Annotated in this window: 18 protein-coding genes; 17 read left to right on the top strand and 1 reads right to left on the bottom strand. The window is 36.0% G+C overall.

Going from position 1 to position 17493, the window contains the following annotated elements:
* Positions 1-8: 8 nt before the first annotated feature.
* The 3 genes from spoIIIAF to AC3WVZ_RS19555 are packed head-to-tail and all read left to right on the top strand — an operon-like array spanning position 9 to position 1953.
* Complete coding sequence (spoIIIAF, locus tag AC3WVZ_RS19565) at positions 9-641, top strand: stage III sporulation protein AF (RefSeq protein ID WP_001161052.1); 633 nt, start codon at positions 9-11, stop codon at positions 639-641.
* On the top strand, positions 631-1293 hold the full coding sequence (spoIIIAG, locus tag AC3WVZ_RS19560) for a stage III sporulation protein AG (RefSeq protein WP_000368880.1): 663 nt from the start codon (positions 631-633) through the stop codon (positions 1291-1293). Before spoIIIAF ends, spoIIIAG begins: the two co-directional genes overlap by 11 nt.
* 15 nt (positions 1294-1308) lie before the next feature.
* Entirely contained in the window at positions 1309-1953 is a 645-nt protein-coding gene (locus AC3WVZ_RS19555) for a SpoIIIAH-like family protein (RefSeq protein WP_000914710.1), read from the top strand.
* 113 nt (positions 1954-2066) lie between these two features.
* On the opposite strand, the gene AC3WVZ_RS19550 is transcribed toward AC3WVZ_RS19555, so the two are convergent.
* The gene (locus AC3WVZ_RS19550; RefSeq protein WP_002179810.1) at positions 2067-2261 is read right to left on the bottom strand and encodes a hypothetical protein; all 195 of its coding nucleotides are present in this window, start codon (positions 2259-2261) and stop codon (positions 2067-2069) included.
* A 469-nt stretch (positions 2262-2730) separates the two neighbouring features.
* Between AC3WVZ_RS19550 and accB the strand changes: the two genes are divergently transcribed.
* The 14 genes from accB (at position 2731) to spo0A (ending at position 17256) form a co-directional block, all read left to right on the top strand.
* The gene (gene accB / locus AC3WVZ_RS19545) at positions 2731-3219 is read left to right on the top strand and encodes an acetyl-CoA carboxylase biotin carboxyl carrier protein (RefSeq protein ID WP_000472866.1); all 489 of its coding nucleotides are present in this window, start codon (positions 2731-2733) and stop codon (positions 3217-3219) included.
* Between the two features lie 16 nt (positions 3220-3235).
* Positions 3236-4588, top strand: a complete 1353-nt coding sequence (gene accC / locus AC3WVZ_RS19540; RefSeq protein WP_000592871.1) for an acetyl-CoA carboxylase biotin carboxylase subunit — start codon at positions 3236-3238, stop codon at positions 4586-4588.
* Positions 4589-4610: 22 nt separating this feature from the next.
* Positions 4611-5003, top strand: coding sequence for an Asp23/Gls24 family envelope stress response protein (locus tag AC3WVZ_RS19535; protein WP_000807630.1), 393 nt, complete (start codon positions 4611-4613; stop codon positions 5001-5003).
* Positions 5004-5349: 346 nt separating this feature from the next.
* The gene (nusB, locus tag AC3WVZ_RS19530) at positions 5350-5742 is read left to right on the top strand and encodes a N utilization substance protein NusB (protein ID WP_000830247.1); all 393 of its coding nucleotides are present in this window, start codon (positions 5350-5352) and stop codon (positions 5740-5742) included.
* A gap of 23 nt (positions 5743-5765) precedes the next feature.
* On the top strand, positions 5766-6626 hold the full coding sequence (gene folD, locus AC3WVZ_RS19525; protein WP_000226732.1) for a bifunctional methylenetetrahydrofolate dehydrogenase/methenyltetrahydrofolate cyclohydrolase FolD: 861 nt from the start codon (positions 5766-5768) through the stop codon (positions 6624-6626).
* A gap of 26 nt (positions 6627-6652) precedes the next feature.
* On the top strand, positions 6653-8011 hold the full coding sequence (gene xseA / locus AC3WVZ_RS19520; RefSeq protein ID WP_233935296.1) for an exodeoxyribonuclease VII large subunit: 1359 nt from the start codon (positions 6653-6655) through the stop codon (positions 8009-8011).
* Positions 8001-8231 carry an exodeoxyribonuclease VII small subunit gene (gene xseB, locus AC3WVZ_RS19515; RefSeq protein WP_000428423.1) on the top strand — a complete coding sequence of 77 codons (231 nt, stop codon included), beginning with the start codon at positions 8001-8003 and terminating at the stop codon, positions 8229-8231. Before xseA ends, xseB begins: the two co-directional genes overlap by 11 nt.
* Entirely contained in the window at positions 8231-9121 is an 891-nt protein-coding gene (gene ispA / locus AC3WVZ_RS19510; protein WP_233935294.1) for a (2E,6E)-farnesyl diphosphate synthase, read from the top strand. The genes xseB and ispA overlap by 1 nt, the downstream gene beginning before the upstream one ends.
* A 301-nt stretch (positions 9122-9422) precedes the next feature.
* Entirely contained in the window at positions 9423-11315 is a 1893-nt protein-coding gene (dxs, locus tag AC3WVZ_RS19505) for a 1-deoxy-D-xylulose-5-phosphate synthase (protein WP_233935292.1), read from the top strand.
* Positions 11316-11318: 3 nt separating this feature from the next.
* A complete protein-coding gene (locus AC3WVZ_RS19500; protein ID WP_000111875.1) occupies positions 11319-12158 on the top strand; it encodes a TlyA family rRNA (cytidine-2'-O)-methyltransferase in 840 nt (279 codons plus the stop codon).
* A gap of 142 nt (positions 12159-12300) precedes the next feature.
* Positions 12301-12750 carry an arginine repressor ArgR gene (gene argR / locus AC3WVZ_RS19495; protein ID WP_001032580.1) on the top strand — a complete coding sequence of 150 codons (450 nt, stop codon included), beginning with the start codon at positions 12301-12303 and terminating at the stop codon, positions 12748-12750.
* A gap of 264 nt (positions 12751-13014) precedes the next feature.
* Positions 13015-14754, top strand: coding sequence for a DNA repair protein RecN (recN, locus tag AC3WVZ_RS19490; RefSeq protein ID WP_000947768.1), 1740 nt, complete (start codon positions 13015-13017; stop codon positions 14752-14754).
* 118 nt (positions 14755-14872) lie between these two features.
* The gene (gene spoIVB, locus AC3WVZ_RS19485) at positions 14873-16171 is read left to right on the top strand and encodes a SpoIVB peptidase (RefSeq protein ID WP_002000940.1); all 1299 of its coding nucleotides are present in this window, start codon (positions 14873-14875) and stop codon (positions 16169-16171) included.
* 290 nt (positions 16172-16461) lie between these two features.
* Entirely contained in the window at positions 16462-17256 is a 795-nt protein-coding gene (gene spo0A / locus AC3WVZ_RS19480) for a sporulation transcription factor Spo0A (RefSeq protein WP_011110369.1), read from the top strand.
* Positions 17257-17493 lie beyond the last annotated feature (237 nt).

Here is a 17493-nt window from a genome sequence, read left to right as displayed (position 1 = left end):
TGAAGAGTATGCAATTTGTTACAGAGTGGATCAGAAATATTATCGTTTTTTTGCTCTTAGCGACAATGCTTCATCTTATTCTTCCAAATTCGAATTTGCAAAAATACGTTAAATTCGTTGTAAGTCTTTTGTTAGTCGTATTAATTTTAACACCCCTTTTTAAACTATTGCAGACAGATGTAAATGAAGTAATTGCAAATTTTAATGAAGAAAAGTACGTAGCAGAAGGATCTGTAAAAAATTCAATAGATTCGAAGAAAAAAGAAATACAAGCTCTAACACGTGCATATAGTTTAGAAGAGATGGCTACCAAAATGAAAAAAGAAGTAGGAAAAGAGTTTGAGAAACAGTATGGTATGTCAGTCTCTGAAATACAAATAGTCGCAGCGGAAAGCACAGCGGAAGTAAAGTCAGCGAAAGATATTCAATCTGTTGTTGTGACGTTAAAAGAAAAAGAACGTAGTAAAAATGATGCAATCGAAACAGTAAAACCAGTTGAAATTAACACGAAAGAACCACCGAAAAAAGTAGAGGAAACGAATGTAGAAATGAAAGACTTCTTTTCAAGCAGGTGGCAACTAGAGAATAAACAAATCCAAGTTCAAATGGAAGGGAGGACAGGTAGAGTAAATGGACAATAAAGATAAAAATTCGAAGTTCTCATTTTTTCGAAACTTATTGAATGGAGATGAAAAAGAAAGTAATGAGAAGGGAAGAAAGGTAACACCTAAGTTCTTACTTGTCCTACTCATACTTGGAATTTTGCTTATGTTTTCTAGTAGTTTTTTTTCAAGTAAAAAAGAAGAAGTACCTGTATTTAAAGAACAAAAAACTCAAAATCAGGAAAAAGATGTACCAACTTTTGGACAAAAAAATAATGATAATATGTCAAATGTAGAAAAATATGAAAAAGCGTATGAACAAGAATTAAAAACTGCTTTAGAAGAAATAGCAGGAGTAAAAGACGTAACGATTAAAGTGAATTTAGATTCATCTGAAGAAAAAATTTTAGAAAAAAATACAGTGAAACGCTCACAAACAACAGGTGAAACAGATAAAACAGGCGGTAAGAGAGAAGTAGAGGACGAGTCTCTTGATGAAAAGACTGTCATTATACGTGAAGGGGATAAAGAAACTCCTGTTGTTTTACGAACAGAGAAGCCGAAAGTACGTGGTGTTCTTGTCGTAGCAAAGGGAGTGGATAATATACAAGTTAAAGCAATGGTAAAAGAAGCTGTGATAAGGCTGCTAGATGTACCGGCCCATCGCGTTTCAGTTTCACCGAAAAATTGATAGGGAGGAAATAAAGTGTTAAAAAAACAAACAGTTTGGTTATTAACGATGTTAAGTTTAGTTGTTGTACTATCTGTGTATTACGTGACAACTCCTGACAAAATGAATACAGCATCGCCGGCAACAGGTGAAAAGATTGGACAAGAAAAACAAGGTACTGATAAAGCAGTAACAAACGAAGCGCCTAAAGAAACTCCGAAAAAAGAAAATACAAGCAAGGAAACAACAAATAAAGAAACAGACAAAAAAGAAAATGCAAAAAAAGAAACAAGTAAAAAAGAGGGCAATGTATCAGTTCAATCAAGTGATGAGAATTTCACAGCTTTACGTATGCAAATGGAAGATCAGCGTAGTGAACAAAAAGCAAAATTACAAGAAGTGATGAGTTCAACAAAAGCTTCAGCAACAGAAAAGAATAAAGCGAAAGAAAATTTTGATGCCATTACGACAATGGAAACGAAGCAAGAATTACTTGAGACAGTAATTAAATCTCAAGGAGGATATCCAGATGCTCTTGTAAGAGCTGATGGCACTGATATTAGAGTAACGGTTAAAGCGGCAAAACATTCACAGAAAGAAGCAAATAAAATTATTCAACTTGTAAGAAGTGAAGGCGGATCAAAAGATGTAGGTGTGAAATTTGATCCACCAGCGAAATAAGTGAAACTTTAATCCGTAGGGATTTCCCTGCGGATTATTATCTTTTACTAAGCAAAGGGTATGCAAATAGTAAAATAGAGTATGCAAGTAAATGTGTGAATAGAAAAAAGCTATCATTTTCGATAGCTTTTTTCTATGTCGTCTTTGTAATTATTTTTACTATGTTCAACTCGGAATGGAGAAACACGTTGTGAGTAAAAGATTAATGGTTCATGGTACTGATGATTACTTTTTCCAGATTTGACGTGGATGAAAAGAACGCATGCCCAAACGATTACGGCAGGTAAAAAGAGAATGAGCCATATCATATTTCCACACCTCAACACAATATATTTTCTACACTTTGAACATACTATTCTTATATGAAGGAATGATGAACGGCGTGTAAACAAAAAAATAATATTTGGTAAAAATATGTTATTGACTATAGGTGTGGTGAAGAGTGAGGAGGGAATGGCATGTTTGCTTTGTAACGTTTTGCAAAAGTAGTGAATGTTTTTTAAGAAGTGGTCTTGCCAATTTCATGTGAAACTTGGTATTATTACTAGGTATTAAATTTTTATTGGAATAATATTTTTACAGGAATTTCGATTTATTATAAAGAAATATAAATTGGAATGTTTAAAAAATTTATCGTAAGATGGAAATAGTAAATATTTCTATTAGTTAATGAAATATATTTTCTAATAGAGTACATCGTATTTTTACAGTCAATCTAGTTTTCGTGACGAGAATCTGTAAAAACGGGACAAACAAGAGTATGGGAGTGGATTTTACATGTTTAAAATTCAAGAAGTTCGTGAATTAATTAAATTAATTGATAGCTCTAATATTGATGAATTTGAATACAAAAAAGACGGTACAACAATCAAAATGAAAAAGCGTGGTAATGAAGTTGTTGCTGTGCAAGCACCTGCAGCAAAACAAGCTATGCAACCAGTAGCGCCTGTTGAAGTTGAAACGACAGTAGCAGCAGCGCAAGCAGAAGTGCCAAAACAAGAAGAGAAGAAGGTTGTTCAAAATGAAAACCTACATAAAATCACATCACCGATGGTAGGTACATTCTATTCTTCTTCTTCGCCTGATACACCTCCATATGTAAGTGTTGGGGATAGAGTATCGAAAGATTCTATCGTATGTATTGTCGAGGCTATGAAGTTATTTAACGAAATTGATGCTGATGTAGAGGGCGAAATTGTTGAAATTCTTGTTAATAACGGACAGCTTGTTGAATATGGACAACCGCTATTTCTTGTAAAAGCGTAATAAGGGAGTCTTTGTGATGATAAAAAAAGTATTAATAGCCAATCGTGGGGAAATTGCTGTACGAATTATTCGTGCTTGTAAAGAAATGGATATTGAAACAGTTGCAATTTATTCAGAAGCAGATAAAGAGTCACTTCACGTACAGATTGCAGACGAGGCGTATTGTGTAGGACCAACGATTTCGAAAGAAAGCTATTTAAATTTGACAAACATTATTAGCGTTGCGAAGTTAACAGGCTGCGATGCTATTCATCCGGGATACGGATTTTTAGCAGAGAATGCAGATTTCGCAGAGTTATGCCGTGAATGTAACTTGATTTTTATCGGTCCAAGTCCAGAAGCTATTTCAAAGATGGGCACAAAAGACGTTGCTCGTGATACAATGAAAGAAGCAGGGGTTCCGATTGTACCAGGTTCACAAGGGATTATTAAAAATACCGAAGAAGCAATTGAGCTTGCTAATCAAATTGGATATCCAGTTATTATTAAAGCGACTGCAGGTGGCGGTGGAAAAGGTATTCGTGTTGCACGCCATGAAGAAGAGCTTATAAAAGGAATTCAAATTACACAGCAAGAAGCTAGTACCGCTTTTGGGAACCCTGGTGTATACTTAGAAAAGTACGTTGAAGATTTCCGCCATGTTGAGATTCAAATAATGGCAGATACACACGGAAATGCCATTCATTTAGGAGAGCGTGATTGTACAATTCAGCGCCGTTTGCAAAAACTATTAGAAGAAAGTCCATCACCTGCACTTGATGAAGAGATTCGCAAGCAGATGGGTGAAGCGGCAGTTAAAGCGGCGGTAGCGGTTGATTATACAGGTGCTGGTACGGTTGAGTTTATTTATGAATATAAAACGAAAACCTTTTACTTCATGGAGATGAATACGAGAATTCAGGTTGAGCATCCGGTTACTGAAATGGTAACAGGAATGGACTTAATTAAAGAACAAATTCTTGTTGCTTCAGGAGAAAAGTTATCGTTACAGCAAGAAGAAGTACAATTTAATGGTTGGGCAATTGAATGTCGAATTAATGCGGAAAACCCTGCCAAAAAATTTATGCCATCTCCAGGTAAAGTAGAAATGTACTTACCACCAGGAGGATTTGGTATTCGCGTCGATTCAGCTGTATATCCGGGATATTCAATCCCACCTTTCTATGATTCGATGGTTGCTAAATTAATTGTTCACGGAAAAACACGTGAAGAGGCAATTGCAAAAATGAAGCGCGCACTTAGTGAATTTGTCATTGAAGGCGTACATACAACAATCCCGTTCCATTTGCAATTGCTAGATCATCCTGATTTTGTAAAAGGTGAGTTTAATACGAAATTTTTGGAAGAGCATGAACTTGTGACGCAGTGATACATTAAAGGAGGTTTTTTTCATGGCTGAACATATGTTAGATATGGGTCAAGATACAACTCTTGGTAAAGTAGAAATTGCACCAGAAGTAATTGAAGTAATTGCAGGTATTGCAGCTGCTGAAGTAGAAGGTGTAGCGGCAATGCGCGGTAATTTTGCTACAGATGTTGTTGAGAAGTTAGGTAAGAAAAATCATGGTAAAGGTGTAAAGGTTGAATTAGCAAACGAAGATATTATCGTTGACCTTTATGTTGTAATGTATTTTGGTGTAGCAATTCCAGTTGTTGCACAAAAGATTCAAGACAATATTCGCCAAGCACTCTTTACAATGACAGGACTTGAGCCAAAAGAAGTGAATGTTCACATCGTTGGCGTAACATTCGAAACACAAAAAACAGAAATCGAACCAGTGTAAGAATGAAAAGGTGCCTAGTAACATAGGCATCTTTTTTATCGTTTCATTTCTTCACAAATTACAACCCTCTAATTATTATACTATTTCAAAAAATAAGAAATAAACAAGAAAATGTGTCGTTTTTCCAAAAAACGTACATTGTGATAAGATATGGAACTTGAAGTTAATCTTTTTATTATTTTTCAGCCTTGTAACCCGTGTGTGAAACGATAAATTGTGTTATTATCATTGTATTATAAGGTTGGAAAATCAATGAAAACTGTAAGAGTAAGTGAATTGACGGCTTATAAATTATAATAATATAACAAAGTATAAGGAAAGACTTGAAGCATAAAGGAGAGTTACAATGAAACGTAGGACGGCTAGAGAAAGAGCAATGCAAGCATTATACCAAATGGATATTACAGGTGAATTAGAACCGAAAGTAGCAGTGGAAAACACGCTAGATGAAGGCGAAGAAACAAATGAGTTTCTAGAGTCACTTGTAGTAGGTTTTGTAGAAAATAAAGAAGCAATCGATGAAGCGATTCGTCAAAATTTAAAAAAGTGGAAGCTTGAGCGTATTAGTATTGTTGATCGCAGTATTTTACGTGTAGCTGTGTATGAAATGAAATACATGGAAGAAATTCCACACAACGTAACAATTAACGAAGCAATTGAAATTGCTAAAACATTTGGGGATGAGGAATCTCGTCGTTTTATTAACGGCGTTTTATCTAATATAAAAGATACACTGTAAATTCTTTAAGGGGGAATCTTAAAATGGTAGCAGTAATCATCAAAGGAAATGAAGTTGCGGAGAAAAAACGAGCACAATTAACAGAAGAAGTTGTGAAGTTGAAAGAGCAAGGTATTGTACCAGGATTAGCAGTTATTTTAGTTGGAGAAGATCCAGCATCTCGTTCTTATGTGAAAGGAAAAGAAAAAGGCTGTGAACAAGTAGGGATTTACTCAGAGCTAATTGAACTTCCTGAAACAATTACTGAGGAACGTTTGCTTGCTGAAATCGATCGCTTAAATGGCGATGACCGTATTAATGGCATATTAGTGCAATTACCTTTACCAAAACATATTGAAGAAAAAGCTATCATTGAAAGAATTTCACCAGAAAAGGATGTAGACGGATTTCACCCAATCAGCGTGGGACGTATGATGACGGGACAAGATACATTCCTTCCATGTACACCGCATGGTATTGTAGAATTAGTAAAAGAAACAAATCTTGATATTTCTGGAAAACATGTAGTAGTAATTGGAAGAAGTAATATTGTCGGTAAACCAGTGGGGCAATTGTTTTTAAATGAAAATGCCACTGTCACATATTGTCATTCTAAGACGCAAAATATGAAAGAGTTATCGAAGTTAGCTGATATTTTAATCGTAGCTGTTGGACGACCTAAAATGATAACAGCGGATTATATTAAAGAAGGGGCGGTTGTAATTGACGTTGGTGTTAACCGTTTAGAAACAGGAAAACTTTGTGGTGATGTTGACTTTGACAACGTGTTAGATGTTGCGGGTTACATTACACCTGTGCCAAAGGGTGTTGGTCCAATGACAATCACAATGCTTCTTCATAATACTGTTGAATCTGCCAAACGTGCAGGTGTCGTTTGTAAATAATTTGAGTCGGCTATGAGGAGAGAGAAATGGAGAAGCAATATTTAACCGTTACAGCGTTAACACGCTATATAAAAACAAAAATAGAATATGATCCGCATTTGCAGTCTGTTTGGTTAAAAGGTGAAATTTCCAACTTTAAAAATCATAGCCGTGGCCACATGTATTTTACATTGAAAGATGAAAATGCAAGAATCGCAGCGGTTATGTTTGCGGGCCATAATCGTAATATTAAATTCAAACCTGAAAATGGGATGAAGGTACTCGTGAAAGGAAAAATCTCTGTTTACGAGGCGAGTGGTTCTTATCAAATTTATATTCAAGACATGCAGCCTGACGGAGTCGGAAATTTACATTTAGCGTACGAACAGTTAAAAGTTCGTTTAGAAGAGGAAGGACTTTTTTCTCAAGTTTATAAAAAAGCGATTCCTCCTTACGCTAAAACAATAGGTGTGATTACGTCGCCAACAGGAGCAGCGATTCGTGATATTATAACAACGATTAAACGTCGTTATCCAATTGGGACTGTTATTGTATTTCCGGTACTTGTACAAGGGGAGTCAGCGGCTCCCTCGATTGTACAAGCGATTCGTACAGCGAATGAAATGGGAGAGATAGATGTACTAATCGTTGGTCGTGGTGGAGGTTCTATTGAGGAATTATGGGCTTTCAATGAGGAAATGGTTGCAAGAGCAATCTTTAAGAGTGAAATTCCTATTATTTCGGCAGTAGGCCATGAAACAGATTTTACAATTGCAGATTTTGTTGCAGATTTACGCGCGCCAACACCAACCGCAGCAGCTGAGTTGGCAGCACCTAACATTATAGAGTTACAAGAAAAGGTATTACAAAGAACTCTGAGATTGCAAAGAGCAATGAGAGAGTTAGTACATAAAAAAGAAGAAAAACTACAAGTGTTGCAAAAATCGTATGCGTTCCGTTATCCAAGACAAGTATATGAGCAAAAGGAAGAGCAATTAGATAGAGCGCTAGAACAGCTTGTTTTAGCGAAAGAGCGCTATATTGATAAAAAGGTGAATCAGTTAAAGCAACTTTCATTTTATTTAGAGAAGCACCACCCATCTCAAAAAATTATGCAAACGAAGGTAGCTGTGGAAACGTTACAAAAGCAATTACAACGTGAAATGCAAACGTTACTTCAAACGAAAGAATTTGCCTTTGTAAGAGCTGCTCAAAAACTTGAAGCGTTAAGTCCGCTTAAAGTAATGATGAGAGGGTACGGGCTTGTATATGATGAAGAGAAGCAAGTGTTAAAAAGTGTGAAAGATGTAAGCCTTGGAGATGCTGTTTCAGTTCAATTACAAGATGGAATACTAGATTGTAGCGTATCAGGCATAGAGGAGCGTGAATTGAATAATGGAAAATAAATTAAGCTTTGAAGAGGCAATTTCGCAACTTGAGCATCTTGTTTCTAAGCTAGAACAAGGTGACGTACCTTTAGAAGAAGCGATTTCTTATTTTAAAGAAGGTATGGAATTATCTAAGCTTTGTGATGAGAAGTTGAAGAATGTACAAGAACAAATGGCAGTTATTCTTGGGGAAGATGGAGAGCTTGAACCGTTTACTGCTTTAGGAGATGAAGCATAGTGACGATTGCTTTTGATACTTTTTTGAAAGAAAGTAAAACTTTCGTAGAAGAAAAACTTGTAAGCTATGCAAATGGATTACAATGTCCAAATGTACTTCGTGAAGCGATGGCATATTCTTTGGAAGCGGGTGGAAAACGTCTCCGCCCGTTACTTTTGTTTGCAACATTACAAGCGTTTGGGAAAGAAAGAAATCTTGGAGTAGGTGCAGCTTGTGCTCTTGAAATGATTCATACATATTCGTTAGTTCATGATGATTTACCTTGTATGGATGATGATGATTTAAGAAGAGGAAAGCCCACAAATCACAAAGTATTTGGTGAAGCGATGGCAGTTTTAGCAGGAGATGGCTTATTGACATACGCTTTTCAAGTTATTATGGCATATGAGCAAAAAGAAATTTCTGCTGAAAAAAAAATAAGACTTGTACTTGAACTCGCAAAAGCAGCAGGACCAGAAGGAATGGTTGGCGGACAAGTGGCAGATATGGAAGCGGAAGGGAAACGCCTTACGATTGATGAATTGGAGTACATCCATAAACATAAGACCGGAAAACTACTTGAATTTGCTGTACTTGCGGGTGCGATACTTTCTGATGCGACAGAAGAGCAAGAAGAAAAGTTGCTTACGTTTGCCAAATATATCGGTCTAGCTTTCCAAATTCGAGATGATATTTTAGATGTCGAAGGAACTGAAGAAGAGATTGGAAAACCGATTGGTAGTGATCTTTCTAATGAAAAGAGCACATATACGACGTTGTTTACTGTAGATAGAGCAAAGGATATTTTAGAAGAAACAATTGCAGAAGCAAAAGGTGCGATTAGCTCCTTGCAATTACAAGATGAATATTTACTATCTATTTGCGATTTGATTGCAAAACGTAATAACTAATATAACAGCGTTTTCATTTGTTGAGTCATTCATCATTTTATGATATAAATGTAGGAAAAGGTTTTTCTTTTCTTGTTATTGGCAAAAATATATGTAGATTACATTGCCGTTATCACTTCGTGTTAGCGGCTATTTTTTTCATCGCCTAAAGAAATATGGTTTATAATAGGATTAAGGCGCAATAGACTGGTTAATAGCGGGACAAGACGAAAAATAGAAAAGAGAATTTCTTGTTTTGTGTAAATGTTTTTTATAATATTTGACATGTTGACAGATTATGAAATGAAAGTGAGTGATCCATGTGGATCTAACGCAAATTCAAAACCCTAGTTTTTTGAAAGATATGTCTATCAGTGAACTAGAGGGATTGAGTGAGGATATTCGTAAGTTTTTAATTGAAGAGCTCTCTCAAACAGGTGGACATATTGCACCTAATTTAGGTGTAGTAGAACTCACAATTGCTCTGCACAAATTATTTGATAGCCCGCAAGATAAATTTTTATGGGATGTAGGACATCAATCCTATGTACATAAAATTTTAACTGGACGTGCGAAAGAGTTTGGCACATTAAGGCAATATCAAGGTCTATGTGGTTTCCCGAAACGTTGTGAGAGTGAGCACGATGTATGGGAAACTGGTCATAGCTCGACTTCGTTATCGGCTGCAATGGGAATGGCTCTGGCACGTGATTTAAAGAAAACGAAAGAATATGTTATACCAATTATTGGAGATGGTGCTTTAACAGGCGGAATGGCTTTAGAGGCATTGAACCATATTGGACATGAAAAAACAGACATGATTGTTATTTTGAATGATAATGAAATGTCAATTGCACCAAACGTTGGTGCGCTTCATAATGTGCTCGGTCGTTTACGTACCGCAGGAAAATATCACTGGGTAAAAGATGAATTAGAGTATATATTAAAGAAAATTCCAGCAGTTGGCGGGAAAGTGGCTGCGACAGCAGAGAAAATAAAAGATAGTCTTAAATATTTACTAGTATCTGGTGTCTTTTTCGAAGAGTTAGGCTTTACATATTTAGGTCCAGTCGATGGGCATGATTATGAAAAGTTATTCGAAACGTTGCAATATGCAAAGAAAACAAAAGGCCCAGTACTCGTTCACGTTATTACAAAAAAAGGAAAAGGTTATAAACCGGCTGAGAGTGACGTTATTGGAACTTGGCATGGAACAGGACCTTATAAAATTGAATCAGGTGACTTCGTTAAGCCGAAAGAAGTTGCACCAGCATGGAGTGCTGTCGTTAGTGAAACAGTACTTAAGCTAGCGAGAGCAGATGAGCGTATCGTAGCAATTACACCTGCAATGCCTGTTGGATCAAAACTTGAGAAATTCCAAAAAGAATTCCCAGATCGTATGATTGATGTAGGTATTGCAGAACAGCATGCTACAACAATGGCAGCAGGTATGGCAACGCAAGGAATGAAACCATTCTTAGCGATTTATTCAACATTTTTACAAAGAGCATATGACCAAGTTGTTCATGATATATGCCGCCAAAATTTAAATGTTTTCATCGGAATAGATCGTTCGGGATTAGTAGGAGCAGATGGTGAAACGCATCAAGGCGTATTGGATATCTCATTCTTACGTCACTTGCCGAATATGGTGCTTATGATGCCGAAAGATGAAAATGAAGGTCAACATTTAGTTTATACGGCGATGCAATATGAAGATGGACCAATCGCATTGCGTTATGCGCGCGGTAATGGACTTGGCGTTCATATGGATGAAGAATTAAAGGCGATTCCAATCGGTACGTGGGAGACGTTAAAAGAGGGTACACAAGCAGCTATTTTAACGTTTGGTACGACAATACCAATGGCAATGGAAGCAGCTGAGCGTCTTGAAAAAGCTGGGGTTTCAGTGAAAGTAGTGAATGCTCGCTTTATTAAACCAATGGATGAAGCATATTTACATGATCTTCTAGGAAAGAATATACCGATTTTAACGATTGAAGAAGCTTGTTTAATCGGTGGTTTTGGAACAGGAGTAGTTGAATTTGCATCTGAAAATGGTTACCATAGTGCATTAGTTGAACGAATGGGTATTCCAGATCGCTTCATAGAGCACGGAAGTGTAACAAAATTATTAGAAGAAATTGGTTTAACGACAGATGCTGTTGTAGACCGTATTCATACAATGATTCCATCAAAACAAAAAAGGGCGTAACAAATGAGCGTAAAAAAAGAAAGAGTAGATGTACTATTAGTAGAGCGAGGACTTATAGAAACGCGGGAGAAAGCAAAGCGCGCCATTATGGCCGGACTCGTATATGCAAATGAGATGAGACTTGATAAGCCAGGAGAGAAAATCTCGCAAGATACTGAGATTACGGTGAAGGGACAAGTTATGCCGTATGTAAGTCGTGGTGGTTATAAACTTGAAAAGGCATTAGAGACATTTCATCTTGATTTACAAGATAAAGTTATGATAGATATTGGTTCATCAACTGGTGGCTTTACAGATTGCGCGCTTCAAAATGGAGCGAAATTATCTTATGCATTAGATGTAGGATACAATCAACTAGCGTGGAAATTACGTCAAGATGAGCGTGTTGTTGTAATGGAACGAACAAACTTCCGTTACGTGACACCAGCAGACTTAGAACGTGGTTTACCTCAATTTGCAAGTATTGATGTTTCATTTATATCATTAAAGCTTATACTGCCAGTTTTAAAAACAATGCTTATGCCTAACGGAGATGTAGCAGCGTTAATTAAACCGCAGTTTGAAGCTGGAAGAGAGCAAGTTGGGAAAAAAGGTATCGTTCGTGATAGAAAAGTACATGAAGCTGTTGTAGAAATGATTGTCGAGTTTGCTTTAAAAGAAGGCTATGATGTGGAAGGTTTAACATTCTCACCAATTACGGGTGGGGATGGTAATATTGAATTTTTAATTCATCTGAAATGGCATGGTGAACGTGAGAATGGCGAAAATCATTCTCCGATTTCTATAGAGCAAGTTGTTACAGAAGCGCATGAAGTTCTAAAACAAAAAGGGAAAGGGGAATAACATATGTTGTTCCTCTTTTTGCTGTAATTGTATAATGATTGTAAAAACAATTGTGTACAAGAAACGAATTATAAGTTAACATAAATAAGTGAAGTATACCAATGTTTAAACTATGGTAAGAGATAGTGTGAGGTGCAAATGTATGAATAAAGGTCAGCGCCATATTAAAATCAGGGAAATTATTGCAAACAAAGAAATTGAAACACAAGATGAATTAGTTGATATTTTACGTAATGAGGGATTTAATGTAACGCAAGCAACAGTATCGCGCGATATTAAAGAACTGCACTTAGTGAAGGTGCCATTACATGATGGGCGCTATAAATATAGCTTGCCAGCAGATCAACGATTTAACCCGTTACAAAAATTAAAACGAAATCTAGTGGATTCATTTGTAAAATTAGACACGGCAGGACATATGCTTGTGCTAAAAACATTGCCTGGTAACGCTCATTCACTTGGAGCACTTATTGATCATTTAGAGTGGGATGAGATCATCGGAACCATCTGTGGTGATGATACTTGCTTAATTATTTGCCGTACACCTGACGATACAGGTGTTGTCTCTGATCGTTTCTTAAATATGTTGTAACAAAAAATCTTGTTTGCTTTCCATCGTAAAGTGGAAAGTGAACAAGATATTTTTATTGGTTAAAAATATGAATTTTCAATTGTAATATAATATTTTGTTTGCATAAAGTTAGAAAATAGATGGATTGACCCGTAAAACAAATGTTTGGTACAATGAAGCGGGTTAGAAGAGTATATACATACAAATATATAGCATGATTATTTGAATGAAGAACTGAGAAAATCCTTTAGTAAGGGATTATTTTATAACGAGGTGAATGGGGCATTGTTATCGGAATTATCGATTAGAAACTTTGCTATTATTGAAGCATTAAATATTTCTTTTCAAAAAGGTTTAACGGTTTTAAGCGGTGAAACAGGGGCCGGAAAATCGATTATTATTGATGCAATTAGTTTACTTGTAGGTGGCCGTGGGTCAGCAGAATTTGTTCGATATGGAACAGAGAAGGCTGAGATTGAAGGGCTATTTTATGTTGAAGATGAGAAGCATCCATGTATTGAAAAGGCAGAAGAGTTAGATATAGAAATAGAAGATGGCATGATTATTTTAAAGCGTGATATTGCTGCGAACGGGAAGAGTGTATGTCGTGTAAATGGGAAGCTTGTTACACTTAGCATATTAAAAGAAATTGGGAAAACACTTGTTGATATTCATGGACAGCACGAAACGCAAGATTTAATGAATGAAGAACGACATCTGTTTATGCTTGATCACTTTGATGGGGATCGAATCGTTAAACAATTAGACATATATCAAAACGTATACGCTGACTATGAAAAATTAAAAAAACAATTGAAATCGTTAAGTGAAAATGAGCAACAAATGGCACATCGCTTAGATTTAATTCAATTTCAGCATGAAGAAATTCGCAAGGCGGATTTAAAGATGGATGAAGAAAATGAATTAACTGAGGAACGATTGCAAATTTCTAATTTTGAAAAGATTTATAAAGCGTTAGGTGATGCATATCGTTCGTTAAGTGCCGACGGACAAGGGTTAGATAATGTAAGAAGTGCAATGGGGCAAATGGAAAGTATTACACATTTAGATGAAGTGTATCAGGAGAATCATGATTCAATTGCAAATAGCTATTACTTATTAGAAGAGGTTGCCTATCAACTGAGAGAAAAGCTCGATATGATGGAATATGATCCAAATCGTTTAGATGAAATCGAAACACGTTTGAATGAAATTCGTATGCTAAAGAGAAAATATGGAAATACTGTAGAAGAGATTTTAGCGTATGCTGATAAAATTGAACAGGAAATTTTTACGATTGAAAATAAAGACGTTCATATTGAAACGACGAAGAAACAGTTGAAGGAATTAGAAAGTGTTATTCTGAAAGAAGCAACGTTGTTAAGTAATATGCGTCATGAGCTTGCAGAACACCTTACAAATGCAATTCATCAGGAATTAAAAGAATTATATATGGAAAAAACGAAATTTGAAGTGAGAATTATGAAGAGAGAAGGAAATGTAGAAGAGCCCCTTGTGGAAGGTGCGCCGGTAAGACTTACGGCGGATGGTTACGATCATGTGGAATTTTATATTTCAACGAACCCAGGAGAGCCGCTAAAACCACTTTCAAAGGTTGCATCTGGCGGAGAGTTATCTCGTATCATTTTAGCTTTAAAAAGCATTTTTTCTAAGCATCAAGGGGTTGCATCTGTTATTTTTGATGAAGTGGATACGGGTGTAAGTGGCCGGGTCGCACAGGCTATTGCGGAAAAAATTTATCGAGTATCAGTAAACTCGCAAGTACTTTGTATTACGCACTTACCTCAAGTAGCTTCAATGGCCGATTCACATTTATTTATTCGAAAACAAGTAGCGAATGATCGGACAATTACATCGGTTACTGTTTTAACTATGGAGGATAAAGTAACAGAAATAGCTCGAATGATTTCTGGTGTGGAAATCACAGATTTAACGACAGAGCATGCGAAAGAATTACTTACGCAAGCGCATCATTTTAAACAGACAGCAGAGGCTATCCAGTAATGGATAGCTTTTTTTCTCAAATGACGATTTCTTAATTCTTCCGGTTATAAATAAAGCACTGCAAGGAGAGATTAAAAAGTGAAGCCAAGAGGCTGAATGTGGGGTAGGAGCGAGGAGAGTGAACAAGTTGAAATTAGAAAAATTTCGAAAAATAATAGGTCTTTGTCTCCTTGTTTCTTTAGTTTTTATTGGATGTTTTAAACCGCTTCGAACGTTTATTTCATCACCGAAACAACTTGTTGTTTTTGAAGGACAACAATCAGAAATATCATCATTACCAGTTTTCAAAGCTTCATCCACAAATCGTCATGTATTTACAGTGAGTTCGAATGAACAAAAACAAGGACTTATGGTAAATTCTCATCAAAATGGTGAAGCTGATATGGTATTTCAGCTTGCTGGTTTTCCAGTAAAAAAAGTAAATGTGAAAGTGTTAAAAGATTTTAAAGTGATTCCAGGTGGACAATCAATTGGTGTGAAATTAAATACAAAAGGTGTACTTGTTGTAGGCCATCATTTAATTCAAACTGAAAAAGGTAAAATATCTCCTGGTGAAACAGCAGGTGTACAAATTGGAGATATGATTACTGAAATTAATGGTAAAACAATTGAAAGAATGAGTGATGTAGCACCGTTTATTCATAATAGTGGAGAAACAGGTGAACCGCTTAATCTTGTATTGTTAAGAGATGGAAAATATATTCGTACGAAGCTAACTCCACAAAAAGACAACGGTGAATCGTCTTATCGAATTGGCTTGTATATCCGTGATTCGGCAGCTGGAATTGGAACGATGACATTTGTTCATCCAGATTCTATGAAATATGGGGCACTTGGTCATGTTATTTCTGATAATGATACGAAAAAGCCGATTCAAGTCGAAGATGGACAAATTATGCGCTCGACAGTTACATCAATTGAAAGAGGTAGTCATGGGAATCCAGGGGAGAAATTAGCGAGATTCTCACCAGACCGTGAAGTGATTGGCAATATTACAATTAATAGTCCATATGGTATTTTTGGAAAATTAAATACGAATATGAAAAACGGTATAATGGATAAAGCAATGCCTATCGCATTATCTCATCAAGTAAAAGAAGGACCGGCAAAAATATTAACAGTTATTGATCAAGATAAAGTAGAAGCGTTTGATATTGAAGTCGTTAGTACAGTGCAGCAAAAATTCCCAGCCACAAAGGGTATGGTAATAAAAGTAACAGATAAACGTCTATTAGCGAAAACGGGCGGTATCGTACAAGGAATGAGCGGAAGTCCAATTGTACAAAATGGAAAAGTAATTGGTGCTGTTACACATGTATTTGTAAATGATCCAACATCAGGATATGGTGTTCATATTGAATGGATGTTACATCAAGCTGGAATTAATATTTATGATCAAGAGAAAAAAGCGAGCTAATATATATTATTAGCTCGCTTTTTCTGTTGAAAAATTCGTTGAAATTTTGTAAAAGCTCCGCAAGAGGTGTTTTTTGTTGTAAAATAAAAGGAAAGGGTTGAACGTTTCGTTGTATTTCTATGATGGAATGTGTTGCGAAAGGGAATAAATGAACGATAAACATATTTTTTTGTGATTTTATCGGAAAGTAAGAAACTTTAAAAGGGAATTTTCACACAATTGTCGAACAATTCATGTAGCCTAGAAGGATACACATGTCGGAGAATCGATTCGGTAAGGGAGGAAAAGCTGTGGAGAAAATTAAAGTATGTCTTGTGGATGATAATAAAGAACTAGTATCAATGTTAGAGAGCTATGTAGCCGCTCAAGATGATATGGAAGTAATCGGTACTGCTTATAATGGTCAAGAGTGTTTAAACTTATTAACAGATAAGCAACCTGATGTACTCGTTTTAGACATTATTATGCCACACTTAGATGGTTTAGCTGTATTGGAGAAAATGCGACATATTGAAAGGTTAAAACAGCCTAGCGTAATTATGTTGACAGCATTTGGCCAAGAAGATGTGACGAAAAAAGCAGTTGACTTAGGTGCCTCATATTTCATATTAAAACCATTTGATATGGAGAATTTAACGAGTCATATTCGTCAAGTGAGTGGTAAAGCAAACGCTATGATTAAACGTCCACTACCATCATTCCGATCAGCAACAACAGTAGATGGAAAACCGAAAAACTTAGATGCGAGTATTACGAGTATCATTCATGAAATTGGTGTACCCGCTCATATTAAAGGATATATGTATTTACGAGAAGCAATCTCCATGGTATACAACGATATCGAATTATTAGGATCGATTACGAAAGTATTGTATCCAGATATCGCAAAGAAATATAATACAACAGCAAGCCGTGTGGAGCGCGCAATTCGTCACGCGATTGAAGTAGCTTGGAGCCGTGGGAATATTGATTCTATTTCGTCCTTATTCGGTTATACAGTATCCATGTCAAAAGCAAAACCTACGAACTCTGAGTTTATCGCAATGGTTGCGGATAAGCTGAGACTTGAACATAAAGCTAGCTGAGAGTAGAAGTAGCAATGGGTTTTCGTTTTAGTAAAACCGATGTATGCTGGAACGCTATGCTCGATGTTAATTTTAAAGCCAATAAACTTTTTAATGAAAGACCAATGAATGTTATAATTCGTTGGTCTTTTTATTTTGTTGAGAAAAAGAGATTATTTGATATCATGGGAAATAAAACCTATTTTTAGTAATATTACATGTAAGTGAGTTTTTTATAAGGCAATAAAATAGATATAG

The sequence above is a fragment of the Bacillus sp. CPT56D-587-MTF genome (genome assembly GCF_058792335.1).
The sequence above is the reverse complement of the archived record's forward strand: the minus strand, read 5'-3'. Positions and strand labels throughout refer to the sequence as shown.

What these genes read in the sequence shown, in the direction of transcription:
- spoIIIAF (WP_001161052.1), top strand. Translation starts at nt 9, where the DNA reads ATGCAATTTGTTACAGAGTGGATCAGAAATATTATCGTTTTTTTGCTC.
- spoIIIAG (WP_000368880.1), top strand. Translation starts at nt 631, where the DNA reads ATGGACAATAAAGATAAAAATTCGAAGTTCTCATTTTTTCGAAACTTA.
- AC3WVZ_RS19550 (WP_002179810.1), bottom strand. Translation starts at nt 2,261, where the DNA reads ATGATATGGCTCATTCTCTTTTTACCTGCCGTAATCGTTTGGGCATGC.
- accB (WP_000472866.1), top strand. Translation starts at nt 2,731, where the DNA reads ATGTTTAAAATTCAAGAAGTTCGTGAATTAATTAAATTAATTGATAGC.
- accC (WP_000592871.1), top strand. Translation starts at nt 3,236, where the DNA reads ATGATAAAAAAAGTATTAATAGCCAATCGTGGGGAAATTGCTGTACGA.
- AC3WVZ_RS19535 (WP_000807630.1), top strand. Translation starts at nt 4,611, where the DNA reads ATGGCTGAACATATGTTAGATATGGGTCAAGATACAACTCTTGGTAAA.
- nusB (WP_000830247.1), top strand. Translation starts at nt 5,350, where the DNA reads ATGAAACGTAGGACGGCTAGAGAAAGAGCAATGCAAGCATTATACCAA.
- folD (WP_000226732.1), top strand. Translation starts at nt 5,766, where the DNA reads ATGGTAGCAGTAATCATCAAAGGAAATGAAGTTGCGGAGAAAAAACGA.
- xseA (WP_233935296.1), top strand. Translation starts at nt 6,653, where the DNA reads ATGGAGAAGCAATATTTAACCGTTACAGCGTTAACACGCTATATAAAA.
- xseB (WP_000428423.1), top strand. Translation starts at nt 8,001, where the DNA reads ATGGAAAATAAATTAAGCTTTGAAGAGGCAATTTCGCAACTTGAGCAT.
- AC3WVZ_RS19500 (WP_000111875.1), top strand. Translation starts at nt 11,319, where the DNA reads ATGAGCGTAAAAAAAGAAAGAGTAGATGTACTATTAGTAGAGCGAGGA.
- argR (WP_001032580.1), top strand. Translation starts at nt 12,301, where the DNA reads ATGAATAAAGGTCAGCGCCATATTAAAATCAGGGAAATTATTGCAAAC.